Raw genomic sequence first — 15,343 nt, forward strand, 5'->3', positions numbered from 1 at the left:
GACACTCGCTCATGAAATAACCAAACACAACAAAACAAAGGAACCAACCGCCGACCATGTTCAATTTGAACGCCGACGGTGTTCAGAAAAAGTGCCGACGATGTTCACATCAATTTGACGAAAGACAGCCACGAGTTCTGCCCCATATCCAGGGCGGGCTCCGCGAACGCGTATCGGCTGAACGGCAGCACGGCCACGAACAGGTACGCGGTCGCGACGTCCCCGGTGACCGGATCGACGACGCGCATGGTCTTGCCCGCCCAGTCGACCTCGATCGTGCGTCCGGCCTTGTGCTCCACACGCGAGGTCACCCCGAGTTTCAGCACGTACGCGGCGTACAGCTTGCAGAACCTGTCGTAACCCATATAGGGCTTCCCGGTCTGCCGGCATCCGTCCATGTACTCGCCGTGCAGGATCCTCAACGTCACGCCGACGCGCGCCAGCTCGCGATGAACCCCGGCCCAGTCCGGCTGTTCGTACACGCTCTCATGTCCGCCCCTGCCCGGGAACAACAGGGCGTACACCTCGTCATCGGTCTTGCCGGCGACGTCGGCCCAGCCGATGCCGGCCGTCCTCGCGGCATCGAGCGTCTCGGCGACGCTTCGGCGCGCGATTCCCTGGGATTTCGCGATCGCGCGGCCCGACAGACCCCGCTCGTCCAGGCGCAGGATCGTCTTCGCCTTGATTTTCCGTACCATTGGAGGTACCTCCTTTCACCACACGTCCCTCGCATGGTGAAAGGAGCCTAACCAACCATGGCCTCCGACCGCAATAACCCCGGCCCCGAAACGAAATAACCCACAAAACCCGCGACGGCCTCCAACCGCAATAACCATGGACCTCAACGAATCAAATATTCATTCGGTTACAGCTGGGAATTAGCATCTGCCCTTCTTGATACGCTTGACAACACTAAAAGGAACAAGCCAATGATGCTGGGAATTAGCATCTGCCCTTCTTGATACGCTTGACCGTCGCCGACTATCTGTCGAACCCAAGCTGGGAATTAGCATCTGCCCTTCTTGATACGCTTGTCGACGTAACATCCAATGATGCCACGTTGCTGGGAATTAGCATCTGCCCTTCTTGATACGCTTGACTTGTCGAAGCGTATGCGTGACTTGGCGCTGGGAATTAGCATCTGCCCTTCTTGATACGCTTGACTGGTGCCCTGGCTGCTGCATGTGGTGAGCTGGGAATTAGCATCTGCCCTTCTTGATACGCTTGAAGAAGGTTCTCACATCCGACGCGGCAAGCTGGGAATTAGCATCTGCCCTTCTTGATACGCTTGATGGCGTGTTAAGAAGGGCTATTTTCAATGGTTTACAGTAGTTTTCCCGTTCAAAAAAGCAGAAGCGTGCTGGGAGATTCTTCCTCTTGATCCACCTTTCGACTGGAAAAACGCAACGCCTTCGACCATTGGTGATCACTGATGTGCAATATTCGGACTTGCCCTTTTGCTGGCAAGTTGTCTTTCACCATCTTCACCGTTGTTCGGTTTCCAGCCTGCGTCGGCGTGTATCGAGCATATACCGAGAACTGCACCATTGAGTACCCCATATCCAGCAACAAATTACGAAACTGCGTAGCTTCCTGTCGTTGCCGTTTTGTGCGTACCGGTAAATCAAACATCACCAAACACCACATACCGCCGCTATCCTCATCAACTTTCATGATTTCCCCTCAAAAAGAGGAACTTCAAGATGGTCAATTCTCTTCTCGCAGTACAATCCAAATTGTTGAGCAAAATCGTTCAAGGAGCTCGGAATGGTCAATCCAATATCATTGAACTGCTGATTTACAGCTTCGACTAGATAATGCTTAACTTCACGATCGGAAAGCTCATCATCTTCATCAAGTTTCGATACTGCCAAGTCAATAGCTGGTCGATATACTTCTATGAGATCATCAGCAAGACAATAGTAATTGCCTCTTCCATGATGATTTACCCCAAACACTGGAGAAAGACCGGCAGATATAACAGCTTTAACCGCGAAACCTCGCAAAATCATGTATGCGTAATCCAATTGGGCATTGCGTCCTAATCCGCTTCCAGGCTCACGTCTAAAATCACAGTCACATGGAAATACACGTTTCCAATACTCTCTAGCGGCATGCCCTTCAGCATTTGTAGGATCACCTGATCTTACCTGCGAAGCAATGCCTCGCAGTAAACCGCCACCATCAATATGCTGAGAATCTAAACAAGCCGCCTGTCCACGTATTTTGCTCTGTACGATACGCGCCCAAGCGTTCTTTTTTCGCGGCAACGACATCTGCGCCTGTGCTATATGCCGTGCTGTTACATATGTATGTGTTTCGCTCCATGAGTGCATTGCCGAAATGGGAACCGATCGCCAGTCACATAGCATAACGCTCACACCATATTTTGCTAACTCATATAATGCCGCAGTTGAACAACTGGCTTTTAGGCCCAAAAGTATTACCGCAGTCTGAGCAAGAGGCACTTCCGTGGGCAAGTCGGCATCCTTTGGATGTATGCTGATTCGCCCACGAACATACGTAATTCGCCCCTCAAGCCCTGTACAATCAACTACTCTCCATGCATTTTGCATACCTTCCTCGCATTCGACAATGCTTTATCTTATTTACACCACTTCCATGAAGTAGGAAGCCCATGTCGAGATTTCTCACGGGATTCTCCAAAAGTATTTACTCTCACTACCTGTGGAAAGAACTTCGCAATCGCATCAACAGACGGCAGCCATCCCTGCCCAGTAACAATTTTTGACATTCCTTCAGGAACTTCAATATTGTTGTACTTTTGAAGATTACTTATACCTTCCGCAGCCAATAACTGAGGACGCAACCTAAGCCTTGATTCAGAGAAGAATCCGGACACGACCCAGCTGTTATATGCATTGCAATCTTCATCATGACCAGAATCGAAGAAATTGATCAACTCTTCAATCTGTCCTGAAATAGACGACCGAGCAAAATCGACTCTAATAGTATCTCCAACCAGCAGATACCCCAAGTATTCAGCATGCCCGTTCAAAACAGCCTGTATGGTTCTGGCTTCGCCGTATCGCAAAGACACAGCAGACTCAGGTAACGCAACTGTAAAAAGATTACTGTGAGAGCTTTTCAGCAAATCAACTTGGAACACACGAATCATGCCATAGAAATACTTGCGTTTACCTTTCGCGCTTTCTTTCCAACAACGATATATACGAGCATGATGAATTGCAGATCCAATATCTGCGGATCCTCCTTGCACAGCAATCTGAGCAGCATTGGACATAAAGAATGACACCATATCCGTCGCATTAAACCGTTGTCCATTGACATGGATCACTCGGTCTGGGTTTTCCGGCAAACCATTTGTCTCATCATAATCAGGAAGACGAGTCAACGCACAATACAGCGCAGGCGTGGAAGCTTTACGAATAGTATTGGCATCAATAGCACTTCCCAATTCACATTTATCCAACGCATGAATTGTCGCGTCATGAGCAATTGAATTTCCCAAAGACATACGCTGCCATTGTAGAATTTTTACTCGATTACAGTCAAGAGCCTCATTCAGTAAGCCTAGCAATTCTTTCATACGTCCAAGCCAATGCTGATATGAATCATAACCGCTAGAGCCTGGATACGGATATTGTTTCCAAGACACTTCCCCATCATGCAAACCTGTCAGAAATTGCGATTCACGCAGAGAACCACGCTCCGACAGCGTCATAGCGACACCATGATTCATCATTGCGATAACTGCAGCATCAACCGCATGGTGACGCCTATCGAGACGAGTTTTGTATCGAGCACCAACAAAATGAATATCACCTTCAATGCCGCTCGCCTTACGTGCGTCAGCAGTGATACGCCCCTGATAGACATTTACTTTAACGGGTTCCGCTTGCTTAACTTGTGCTAGAGCTCCGGTATAATGTTCGGCGTTATAGAACCAATCAATCCTACGGTGAAGCTCATCCGCCATCCACGCCACAGATTCAATCGATCTATTGTCAATCTCATCGTCCGCTTCGAACTGCTTCAAACGCATTATCACCGCTTGCTTGAAAGCTCGCTGATCTGACGGAGAATACGATCGAGGATCGAAAAGAAATGCTTTCACACGTTCAATTGCTTCTTTGAGATCAACTCCACGGGATATCGCCAAACTCGTTTTCGCCCATACAGCGAACGGAACATTACTCTTCGCCCTATTGCATTCAGCACACACTGCAGCAAGGTTATTTCTTGTGTTCGTTGAACCAGCACCTTTACGCGGGACAATATGATCCATTTCACAGGTCCGAAACGATATTCCACGACCACAATACAGGCATTGCCCATTTTGTCTTTGAATCGCTTCCATGCGTCGAAGATCAGATTCAAGTGGCCTATCAATTTGCTCATCACCACGCAATTGTCTGCGTAATTCTTCTCGATAGAGAGAACGCTTGCCCGTCATGTTCTCATATGCTCGCTTATTCTTCTCTGAAACCGCTATTGAAGATAACGCATCACGCACATGTTCAATCTGAACGCTCACAGGTTCACCCCAACGATTTCGGCAGCATATCAGATAGCGATTAACAATCTTCAATACACGGTCAACTGCCGGATTGCCGACAGGAGCACCAATCTTCTCCGCAGCAGGACGCCAGTTATCATTCACTCCGAAGATATGTTTACGCGCTTCATGCAAATTATCGGTAGTAGTTAGTATCTGGTGAGTAAGTTTCAACAGAGTCTCAGTCGAATATGCAGCACGGCCTGATTGCAAATCAATGGTGTCAAGCTTCGTCAATTCTTCATCATCCAGCTGATCGATAAAACCAATCGCCTGCTCGTAATATGGATCATCATGAACTTTGTCCACATCGACTGTATTTGACAACAGCGAAATCATGGCTTCATGAGCAGAATCCTCAGTATTCTTCCACCAACCAATCAGTTTCACACGAAGTTTTTTATCTTTGCATCCAAAAATATTCTGCAAAAAATTTAGTCTCGGAGGACGGCTGGTGACACGTTCTTCTCCATCAGCAGTCAGGCTACCTACGCCTTTAATCTGCGAACGTTTCCAGCCAAACACTTCAGCTATGTCTGACCAAGTTATTTCCTCTGTTGACTGCGTAGTGAGATTATCGTATATTGTCTCTTTTTCTGAGACAGACAGGGGACGTTGAGAACCATTTTCCGTAATATACAAGTTCGCTACCATGCTTGCAATTCGATAACGCTGAAATACCAAGGATGCTTTAAGCGCTCGCGGGTTGTGGTCGAAGGGATCTATCCCTACACGATGTTCCGCAGAGCCTTTAGGCGAATGCGCATAAAATACAGCCAAAAGAAGCCTTCTTGACTCTTCCTCGGAGACACGCTGCATAAAAAAGATATCTTTGAGTTCATTGGCATTATCTTCCTGCATAAGTTTAGTAGGAAGAAGACCCTCACGTGCCTCACGATTAACGGAACCGGTTCTCAGACGCGGAGCTTTCGTATAGCCAGCTGACAGTGCTTCTGCAACAATTTGCGCCGGGGTAAGTCCGTCCGGAAGATCTCGGTCAAGATAATCTTCAGCTTTCTCCAGAAGCTGAACATACTGTTCAGAATAATCGTTTTCATTTAGCAACGATTCCGCACGATGATAGGGATTCCGCCATCCCCTATGCCGAGCAATATGTCGGATAGCCACAGAAACTGCTTCTTTGCGCTGCTCCTCATCCGAGATAAATTCGTCCGCCGCTTTTGCTCGAATCACCCATTCGGCAAATGGTTCATGCAAGGTATCGGGATCAATAATCGGGTACCCATATTGCTTGAGCAATACATCAAGTTTTTCCAGACGTTCACGACGACGACGTCGCATACGTCTAGTACGACGAGCTACACCAGATATGTTCTTTCGAGTAATCGCTTCTTTGTTCTTCTGAGGATCGACGCCGCCATCATGAATCACGCTCTGCGCGTTAAGAATCCTAATCGGCATGCCGCTATCATCTACTTCTATGCATGCCAGACCCACAGATTTCAGACCAACATCAATTCCGATACGATAACGACGTTTCATCTAAACCCCTTCGTCTAATAACTGGTATATCCATTATTGCTCAGAACCGTCGAAAAAGAAAACGGGGCGGAAAAACCGCCCCTGCAGAATTCTGCTTAGCATTCAAAGCGGCTATCTAGTCCACTTTTACTGAGAATTAGCTGTTTCAGTATAGCACGCTGGGACTTCAACCACACCGTGCCAAGACGGGAACAAAATCAGAATTGCTCATCAGGAAGAGCCAGCATCAAAACCGCGGCATATATCCCACACTAGGTCTCTGCTTCACTAAGCAATCGGCCAAAATAAGCCTGAATAGCCTCAGGAGTACGCAATACCACTTCCCCTGGCAACACATCGTCTGTCATATAAAGCAAATCCGGACTATGCATAGAACGTTCTCCTGCCAAAGCATCTATATCATCGCTTAACGAGCGATCATCATCGCGTGATACGGCTCCTGTTTCATCAAACATGTCAAGACCGCCACTCATCGTTGCCGCCCCGGCCCTACACTCACCTGATTTTCCATAGCGCACCGCCTTTTCATCATTGATGACGCTCATACTACAACCAACGGTAAATCCACATTCGATACATTATTGTTCGGCTTACAGAACCACGCACCTGTACATATACAACCACTCGGTGCGCGTATCAATGGACGAAGTCGCCTCATCCAGAATCAGCGCAGGCGAAGGCATGGTTAGCCCGAGCACAGACAATATGACGCGGGACAAGACGTCCATTTAATATACTTTAAAGTATACTAATCTAAAGTAGATTAATTGCACCACTTGAAAGGACAGGACACCAATGTTCGTTGGACGCACCGAAGAACTGCACACGTTGGAACGCCTGTACACCAGGCCTAACTTTCAGATGCTAGTGCTGTACGGCCGTCGCCGAGTCGGGAAAACCACACTCATTGATGAGTTCGTTCGCGACAAGCCATGTCTGTACTTCACTGCGAAGCAGCAAAGTAACGCACTCAATCTCCGCGGATTTTCCCGAAAGGTCATCGAATTCTTCAGTTTTCCCGCAACCTCTCCATCGTTTGCAACATGGTCGGACGCACTGGATTTCGTCTCAGAGCGCGCGCACGACAACAAGCCATTCGTGTTCGTATTCGATGAATTCCCCTATGCCGCGCTTGCCGATAAATCCCTCCCCTCGGCTCTGCAAATCGCCATCGATCACGGATTCAAAACCACCAATGTCACCATGATTCTCTCCGGCAGCAACGAAGGATTCATGAGCAGCAATGTTTTGGGAAGCAAAAGCCCACTGTATGGCCGCCGCACTGCACAGATTCGGCTACTGCCATTCGACTACGCGGATGCTGCGCTTTTTTTGCCCAACACACCCGCAACCCAGTGCATCGAATACTATGCGACCTTCGGAGGGACACCGTACTATCTGTCACAAATCGACGAATCCATGAGCTACCACGACAATATGCTTGAGCTGTGCTTCTCACGCTCAGGCCTATTGTTCGAGGAACCACTCATGCTGCTAAGGCAAGAACTGCGCGAACCGGCTCTCTACAGCTCCATTTTGCAGGCCATTGCCAATGGCTCCTCTACATTGAAAACCATTGCTGAACATTCCGGTGTGGAGTACTCAGCGATCAGCAAATACATTGCCACGCTTGAAGGTCTGGGACTGATTGAACGCATTGTGCCGTTTGGGGAAAGTCCGACAACGTCGCGTAAAGGTCAATACCGCATTCGCGACCCGTTTTTCGCATACTGGTACCGCTTCGTCAGCGACAACACTGACCTGATTGAAAGCGGCGGCGGAGAGGCCGCAGCTGAAGAATCGGCATTCACCGAAGCATTCGATACTTACGTGGGCCAACAGTTCGAAACGGTATGCACGCAATGGTTATCGCGTGCCAATCGAGCCAAACGACTACCATTCCTCGCCACACAATTTGGAAAATGGTGGGGCACCGACCCCAAAACACATCAACAAACCGATATCGATGTGCTGGCCGGCAATACTCGCACGCACCAGCTGATTGCCGGCGAATGCAAATGGCGCTCGCGCCTCAACGTTGCCGACACCATTGACACGCTTCGATCACGAGCGGAAATCCCCAAAGGATATAGCGAACGATATCTTGCCTTGTTCGTCAAGACGCAGGAACTGGCCGATATCGCCCGCCAACGAGACGATTCAATCTTGGTCAAATGCGCCGACGAACTATTCGAAGACCGCTAGACGCGACAGCCCAGCCTCCGAACTCCTCCGAACCATTGTCCGACTTACAAAGCCAAGCATCAATGCACATACAAAAAGACCCCTCGCAGCGGAAAGGAGTTGACAACTCACATTCCGCCGCGAGGGGTTAACACTATCGCCTTATCACAAAGGAGACTAGTCCAGCTCCACCGCTCCCGTATAAAGCTGGTAATACTCGCCCTTCAGCGCAATAAGCTCATCATGCGAGCCGCGCTCCAAGATGCGCCCGTGATCAAGCACCATGATCACGTCGGAGTTGCGCACGGTGGACAGGCGGTGCGCGATGACGAACACGGTACGGCCCTTCATCAGGTTATCCATGCCGGCCTGCACGACCTCCTCGGTGCGCGTATCGATGGACGAGGTCGCCTCATCCAGAATCAGCGCAGGAGGATCAGCCACGGCGGCGCGCGCGATAGAGATCAGCTGGCGCTGACCTTGCGATAGGCCCGATCCGTCGCCTTCGAGCACGGTCTGGTAACCCTGCGGCAGCATGCGGATGAAGCCATCAGCATTGGTCAACTTAGCCGCGGCAATGCACTCCTCGTCGGTGGCGTCGAGCTTGCCGTAACGGATGTTGTCCATCACAGTGCCGGTGAACAGGTTCACATCCTGCAACACGATGCCGAGCGAGCGACGCAGATCAGGCTTGCGAATGCCCTTGACGGAAATGCCATCATAAAGAATCTGGCCTTCCTGCACGTCGTAGAAGCGGTTGATGAGGTTGGTCACCGTGGTCTTGCCAGCACCGGTCGCGCCCACGAGTGCGATCTTCTGGCCCGGCTTGGCGAACCAAGTGATGTCATGCAGCACGGGCTTGTCGGGGTTGTAGCCGAAGGTCACATCGGTGAAGCGCACGTCGCCGCGCAGCAGGGTCAGGCGTCCGTCAGGTGAGGTGATGGCCTGTTCGCGCGCCTTGGTCGCCACTTCGGCGGCCTTGGGACTGAGCAGGTGGGCGGCGGCCAGCGAGCGCGTGCCGTCATCGCCCTCCTCGCGCTTCCATGCCCAGTTGCCTGTCACGTGATCAACTTCCTTCATGGTGCGGCCATCCGCACCGAGCTCGACGTTCACCAGGGTGACGGTGCCGCCATCTTCCTCAACCGGCTCGTCCATCAGCGCGAAGATGCGCGAAGCACCAGCCAACGCCATCATCACCATGTTGAACTGCATGGAGATCTGGCCGATCGGGTTGATGAAGGAGCGCGAAAGCGTCAGGAAGGAAACGATGGTGCCCAAAGTGAGGGTGCCCGCACCGGCGAGGCCGAAGTTACCCCAGCCTGCAATGCCGGCAATACCGCCGACGATGGCAAGCAGCACGTACAACATATAACCCATGTTGCCGATGACGGGCATGGTGATGTTGCCGTAAGTGTTGGCTGCGGCCGAAGCTTCGAACAGTTCCTCGTTCTTCTTGTCGAAGGTAATCTGTGTGGCGGGTTCGTGGTTGAATACCTTGATGACCTTCTGGCCGTTGACGGCCTCTTCAACGAAGGCGTTCACGTCGCCGATCCAGTACTGCTGCTTCATGAAGTAGCGGCCGGAGCGCGAGACGATGGCGCGCACGACCACGATCAGGATCGCGGTGAACACAAGCACGAACGCGGTGAACGGCACGGAGAGCCACAGCATGGATGCCAGGGCCGCAGCACAGGAGATGATCGACTGGAACATCTGCGGGAACGACTGGGTGATCGCCTGGCGCAGCGTGTCGGTGTCGTTCGTGTAGTGGCTCATGATGTCGCCGTGCTCATGCGTATCGAAGTAGCGGATGGGCAGTTCCTGCTGATGGGCGAACATGTCGTCGCGGATCGACTTGAGTACGCGCTGGGCAACGCCGACGAGGATCCAGTTGTAGGCCCATGCCGCCACGATGCCGGCGACATACAGGCAGGCCATGAGGCTGAGCGCGCGGATCAACGGCATCCAGTCGGGGTCGGTGGCACCGACCAGCGGCAGGATATACGTATCAATCAGCGATTGGAGGAACAGTGCCGAGCCGGCTTGTGCGGCGGCGGCCAGCACGATGCACAGCACTACGACTGCAACGCGCCACTTGTATTGGAACACGTATCCGAAGATGCGCTTGGTGGTGCCGGGCGCGGCTTTCGCCATTTGGGGCTTGCGCCCGGTGAAGTTCTGCTTGTCACTCATCGATTGTCTCCTTCCTCTTGCGATTTGATCGATTCAACCGAGGCTTCCAGCGCTGCCGGTTCCTCCGGCTTGCCTTGGGATTTGGTTTGCGATTCGTAGATGGCGCGGTATTCCTCGCAGCTTTCCAACAACTGCTCGTGGGTGCCTTTGTCAAGAATGCGACCGTCATGCATGACAATGATGAGGTCGGATTCCTCAACCGAAGCGATGCGCTGCGCAATGATGATCTTCGTGGTGTCGGGGATCTCGTTGCGGAAGGCGGCACGAATCAGCTTATCCGTCTTGGTGTCGACGGCCGAGGTGGAGTCGTCGAGAATAAGAATCTTCGGCTTTTTCAGCAGCGCGCGGGCGATGCACAGACGCTGACGCTGGCCACCAGAAACGTTGGTGCCGCCCTGTTCGATATAGGTATCGTATTTGTCCGGGAATTCCTGGATGAAGCCGTCCGCCTGGGCAAGCTGGCAGGCATGGCGCAGCTCGTCGTCCGTGGCGTTCGGATTGCCCCAGCGCAGGTTTTCGGCGATGGTGCCGGAGAACAGCACGTTCTTCTGCAGTACCATGGCAACCTCGTCACGCAAGGTGATCAGATCATAGTCGCGCGTATCACGGCCGCCGACCTTCAGCGAACCAGCGGTCACGTCGTAAAGGCGCGGGATAAGCTGCACCAGCGAGGATTTCGCGGAACCGGTGCCGCCGACGATGCCGACCGTCGCGCCGGAGGGGATGTGCAGGTCGATATCGTCGAGCACGGGCTTTTCGGCGTTGTCCGAGTAGCGGAAGCTCACATGGTCGAAATCGATGGATCCATCCTCAACCTTCGTAACCGGGTTGTCGGGATCGGTGACGGTGCTGATCTCGGTAAGCACCTGGGTGATGCGCTCCGCGGAGGCGATGGAGATGATGATCATCACGAAAATCATCGACAGCATCATCAGCGCCATCAGGATCTGCATGGCGTAGGTCACCAACGCGGTCAGATCGCCGGTGGTAAGTCCCAGCGCGGCATTGTTGCCGGAGGCGACGATCTGCGTGGCGCCAAGCCAGGCGATCATAATCATCGAGGCGTAGATGCAGACCATCATCAGCGGCGCGTTGAAGCTCATAATGCGTTCGGCCTTGAGGAAGTCCTTATAAATACGCTGCGAGATGCGCATGAACTTGCTGACCTCATGGTCTTCGCGCGTGAAGGATTTCACCACGCGCATGCCGGCGAGGTTCTCGTCGACCACATTGTTGAGTTCATCGTAGGTGTGGAACACACGCTCGAACACCGGGTGCACAAGGATGGCGAGGCCGATCAGGCCCAAGCCAAGGACCGGAATGGCAGCGAGGAACACCAGCGAGATAGAGGTACTGATACGAAACGAGAACGCCCATGCCACGATGACCATGATCGGGGCACGCACGCCCATACGCACAATCATCATAAAGGCGTTCTGCAAGTTGGTCACGTCCGTGGTCAGGCGCGTGATGATCGAACCGGTGGAGAAGCGGTCGATGTTGGTGAAGGAGAAGCCCTGCACCTTCTCGAACAGGTCGTGGCGCAGGTTCTTCGCGAAACCGGCTGCCGCGACGGCGGCGAAACGGCCGGAAAGCAGTCCCGTCGCCAGCGAGAACACTGCGCACAGCACGAGGATCACACCAAATTTGATAATGGCGGGCATGGAGCCGCCGGTGATGCCCTCGTCGATAAGCGATGCCATGACGGTGGGGATGACGATCTCCAACACACCTTCGATGGCAACGAACAGCGGCGCGAGCAGTGTCGCCTTTTTGTATTCGCGCAGCGAGCCAAGCAGTGTGCGTACCATATGCGTTTTCTTGGGTTTACCAGTCGAGTTCGCCGCTTGAGTAGCGGAATCGTGTTCCGTGAGTGTGGACGCCATACCTATTCCTTCCTTTCCTATTCCTGTTCGTGGTTTTTGGTCTCATTGTGTTCATTCCACAAGTTTCTGCCCTCCGGATTTGGCGGCATCATCGCTCACATTTCCGCCGATTTTGCCGGTGGCGATCAGATTCGCGCGCATGGTGTTCAGGCCATGCCTAAGAGCGGCGATTTCGTTCTCGTCCATGCCGTCCAACATCATGCGTTCCATGGCTTCGCCGTGCCGGCGCATGGATTCGGCGATGGCCTTGGCCTTGTCGGTGAGCACAATCGCTTTGCAGCGCGCATCATGTTCCACCGGCTTGCGTTCAATCAATCCCTTGCTCTCCATCAGCCCCAATACGCGGCACACTGTGGAGCGGGTGGTGGAGAATCGGCGCTCAATATCGGTGGGAAAGATGTTTTTACCTTCATGCTTTGCCAAAAAAACGATGATCTCAGCATTGACACCGGTGGTTTCTTTCTGCTGATCCGTTGAGGTGGCGGCAATATAACGAGCAATCATATTGTTCAACGAGCGCACTGCCACTCCCAGTGGAACGTGATCAAAATCGCAGTCAACCGTCATATTCGCGCCTCCTCATCATGCACGCACCACACACCTTAATACGTTGCACATACAACTGTTGCATCTACAACAATCAGCGTGTCGCATATCACATAACAAAGAAGCCGAGGAGACTAGTCCGCACCGGTTCATTCGCGGACTGGCCTCCTCGGCTTCAGTTCTCCTCCTCCGGATCAACAGAGGAGGACATATGTCAGGCGATTACTTCGCTACTTTGGCGTATTCGTCAAGCAGGAAGTTGGTGATGGCTTTGCCAGGTTCGCCGAGCAGCGTGGTCAGGCTGTTGATCGGCATGGAGTTGAGGAACATGGTCATCATGTCGTTATCAGGCAGTTTGGCCAGTTCGCCGGTCTCACCTTTGGCGCGCATCGCCTCGACGATCGGGCCACCGATCGGATCAGAGTGCCATTCGCCGAAGGTGGACCATTCGGTCAGTGGCAGGGCCTTGCCGTCGCCGTCGAGCACGACCACGCCGGTGGCGGCGATATCGCGGCTGGAAGTACCGACCTCAATCGCATACTCGCCAGCCTCCACATGCCAATCGTTGAAACGTTCGGACCAGTAGGCGAAGGCGCGCTCATCGAGGTCGATGGTCACGCTCGCCGACTCGCCGGCCTTGAGGAACACCTTCTTGAAGCCCTTGAGCTCGTGCTTGGGGCGGGCAACCTCGGCCTTGCCCGGCGCCACGTAGACCTGCACGGTTTCGGCCGCGTCCACATCGGAGGTGTTGGTCACCTTCACGCTCACCGACGCGGTATTGGCACCGGTTTTGGACACGGCCACGTCGGACAGCTCGAAGCTCGCGTAGCTCAGACCGAAGCCGAACGGGTAGTCGACGGCCTTGCCATAGGTGTCGTAGTAGCGGTAGCCGACGAACACACCCTCGCCGTAGTCGACGTGGCCCTCCTCGCCCGGCCAGTTGAGCATGCTCGGGTCGTCGTTGATGTCCATCGGCACGCTCTGCGCGAGCTTGCCGGAGGGGCTCACCTCGCCGAAGATCACGTCGGCGAGCGCGCCGCCGCCGGCCTGGCCGAGCAGCCAGGATTCGAGGATGCCCTTGGCGTTGTTGGCCCAGGGATGCACGGTGACGACGGAGCCGTTGGAGAGCACGACGACCACGTTCGGGTTCTCCGCGACGACGGCTTCGAGCAGCGCGACCTGCTTGGCGGGGATGTCGAGGGTTTCGCGGTCGAAGCCTTCGGATTCGGCGGCTTCGGGCAGGCCCAGGAACATCAGCACCGCGTCGGCGCCCTTGGCGGTTTCGACGGCTTCGCTTGCCAGTGCGGGGTCCTGCTCGTTCAGGTCGAGCGTGAAGCCGGGGGCGAAGCTCGCGGCGACGCCACGCTCGGCGAGGGTGTCGAGGAAGCTGGTCATCTTGGTGGGGGTGATATGCGAGGAGCCGCCGCCCTGGTAACGCGGGGTGCGGGCGAATTCGCCGATCACGGCGATGTTCGCGGCCGGGTTCAGTGGCAGGATGGCATCATCGTTCTTGAGCAGCACCATGGATTCGATGGCGGCCTGGCGGGCGACCTCGTGGTGGGCGTCCACATCGAAGCGGTAGCCGTCGATGCTCATGGCGGCGCGGGACTTGTTCGCCAGATCGACCATGCCTTGGGCCATCTGGTCGAGCTGTTCGGGGGCGATGCGGCCTTCGCGAGCGGCGTAGACGATCGTGTCGTCGGTGAAGCTCGGCGGCATTTCAAGGTTGAGCCCAGCATTGAGAGCGGCGGCACGATCGTGCACGGCACCCCAGTCGCTCATCACGATGCCTTCGAAGCCCCATTCGTCGCGCAACACTTCGGTGAGCAGCCAATGGTTCTGTGAGGCATGCACGCCGTTGATCTGGTTGTAGGCGCACATGATGGTCCATGGCTGGGCGGTTTTGACGATGTGTTCGAAGGCCGGGAAGTAGATTTCGCGCAGGGCGCGCTGGGAGACGTTGGCGGAGATGCGCAGACGGTCGGTCTCCTGGTTGTTGACGGCGAAATGCTTGAGCGAGGTGCCCACGCCCTTGGACTGCACGCCGGAGACGATGCCGACGGCGGTGTGTCCGGCCAGGTACGGATCCTCCGACCAGTATTCGAAGCAGCGGCCGCCGAGCGGGTTGCGCTTGATGTTGACGCCGGGGCCGAGGATCACGGCCACCTTCTCCTGGATGCACTCCTCGGCCATGGCTTCGCCGACCTGGTGGATGAGTTCGGGGTTCCACGAGCTGGCGAGTCCGGCGGCGGGAGGGAAGCAGGTGGCGGGCACCGAATCGTTCAGGTCGGTGGCGCCGGTTTCGGAGGCGAGCGACTTGCGCAGGCCGTGGGGGCCGTCGGTGATCATATAGCCCGGGATGCCCTTGTCTTCGACTCCCTGTAGATGCCAGGCGTCGCCACCCGAGGTGAGGGAGGCCTTCTCCTCCAGGGTGAGGTCGTTGACGGACGGGATGGTGTTCTCGCTCATGGATTCCTCGTTTCTGTTTCGC

The 15,343-nt window shown here is 54.1% G+C and carries 9 protein-coding genes, 1 pseudogene and 1 CRISPR repeat array; of the genes and pseudogenes, 1 reads left to right on the top strand and 9 read right to left on the bottom strand.

Translation table 11 applies throughout. The features are described 5' to 3' along the window. Window positions 1-125: 125 nt before the first annotated feature. The 5 genes and pseudogenes from G1C95_RS04975 to G1C95_RS04995 all read right to left on the bottom strand — a co-directional run. Window positions 126-698, bottom strand: a pseudogene (locus G1C95_RS04975) (IS21 family transposase); the annotation flags it as partial. 172 nt (window positions 699-870) lie between these two features. After that, a CRISPR array of direct repeats spans window positions 871-1,291; the repeat unit is 36 nt; unit sequence GCTGGGAATTAGCATCTGCCCTTCTTGATACGCTTG. Between the two features lie 50 nt (window positions 1,292-1,341). After that, a complete protein-coding gene (cas2, locus tag G1C95_RS04980; RefSeq protein WP_169171870.1) occupies window positions 1,342-1,674 on the bottom strand; it encodes a CRISPR-associated endonuclease Cas2 in 333 nt (110 codons plus the stop codon). After that, complete coding sequence (gene cas1 / locus G1C95_RS04985; RefSeq protein WP_169171871.1) at window positions 1,671-2,576, bottom strand: type II CRISPR-associated endonuclease Cas1; 906 nt, start codon at window positions 2,574-2,576, stop codon at window positions 1,671-1,673. Before cas1 ends, cas2 begins: the two co-directional genes overlap by 4 nt. 29 nt (window positions 2,577-2,605) lie before the next feature. Further along, window positions 2,606-6,043 (bottom strand): type II CRISPR RNA-guided endonuclease Cas9, encoded by a 3,438-nt coding sequence (gene cas9 / locus G1C95_RS04990; protein ID WP_205832729.1) that lies wholly within the window; start codon window positions 6,041-6,043, stop codon window positions 2,606-2,608. Window positions 6,044-6,294: 251 nt separating this feature from the next. Further along, window positions 6,295-6,588 carry a hypothetical protein gene (locus G1C95_RS04995; protein ID WP_169171872.1) on the bottom strand — a complete coding sequence of 98 codons (294 nt, stop codon included), beginning with the start codon at window positions 6,586-6,588 and terminating at the stop codon, window positions 6,295-6,297. Window positions 6,589-6,838: 250 nt separating this feature from the next. Between G1C95_RS04995 and G1C95_RS05000 the strand changes: the two genes are divergently transcribed. Then, window positions 6,839-8,248: an ATP-binding protein gene (locus G1C95_RS05000; RefSeq protein ID WP_169171873.1), complete on the top strand. Its 1,410-nt coding sequence runs from the start codon at window positions 6,839-6,841 to the stop codon at window positions 8,246-8,248. 156 nt (window positions 8,249-8,404) lie between these two features. On the opposite strand, the gene G1C95_RS05005 is transcribed toward G1C95_RS05000, so the two are convergent. From G1C95_RS05005 to G1C95_RS05020, 4 genes are all read right to left on the bottom strand, one after another. Further along, complete coding sequence (locus tag G1C95_RS05005) at window positions 8,405-10,420, bottom strand: ABC transporter ATP-binding protein (protein WP_169171874.1); 2,016 nt, start codon at window positions 10,418-10,420, stop codon at window positions 8,405-8,407. After that, the gene (locus G1C95_RS05010) at window positions 10,417-12,231 is read right to left on the bottom strand and encodes an ABC transporter ATP-binding protein (RefSeq protein ID WP_240947470.1); all 1,815 of its coding nucleotides are present in this window, start codon (window positions 12,229-12,231) and stop codon (window positions 10,417-10,419) included. The genes G1C95_RS05005 and G1C95_RS05010 overlap by 4 nt, the downstream gene beginning before the upstream one ends. A gap of 126 nt (window positions 12,232-12,357) precedes the next feature. Continuing rightward, entirely contained in the window at window positions 12,358-12,873 is a 516-nt protein-coding gene (locus G1C95_RS05015) for a MarR family winged helix-turn-helix transcriptional regulator (RefSeq protein WP_169171876.1), read from the bottom strand. Window positions 12,874-13,074: 201 nt separating this feature from the next. After that, window positions 13,075-15,321, bottom strand: a complete 2,247-nt coding sequence (locus G1C95_RS05020) for an exo-alpha-(1->6)-L-arabinopyranosidase (protein ID WP_169171877.1) — start codon at window positions 15,319-15,321, stop codon at window positions 13,075-13,077. Window positions 15,322-15,343: the final 22 nt, after the last annotated feature.

This window comes from Bifidobacterium oedipodis (genome assembly GCF_012932425.1).
GTDB lineage: Bacteria > Actinomycetota > Actinomycetes > Actinomycetales > Bifidobacteriaceae > Bifidobacterium > Bifidobacterium oedipodis.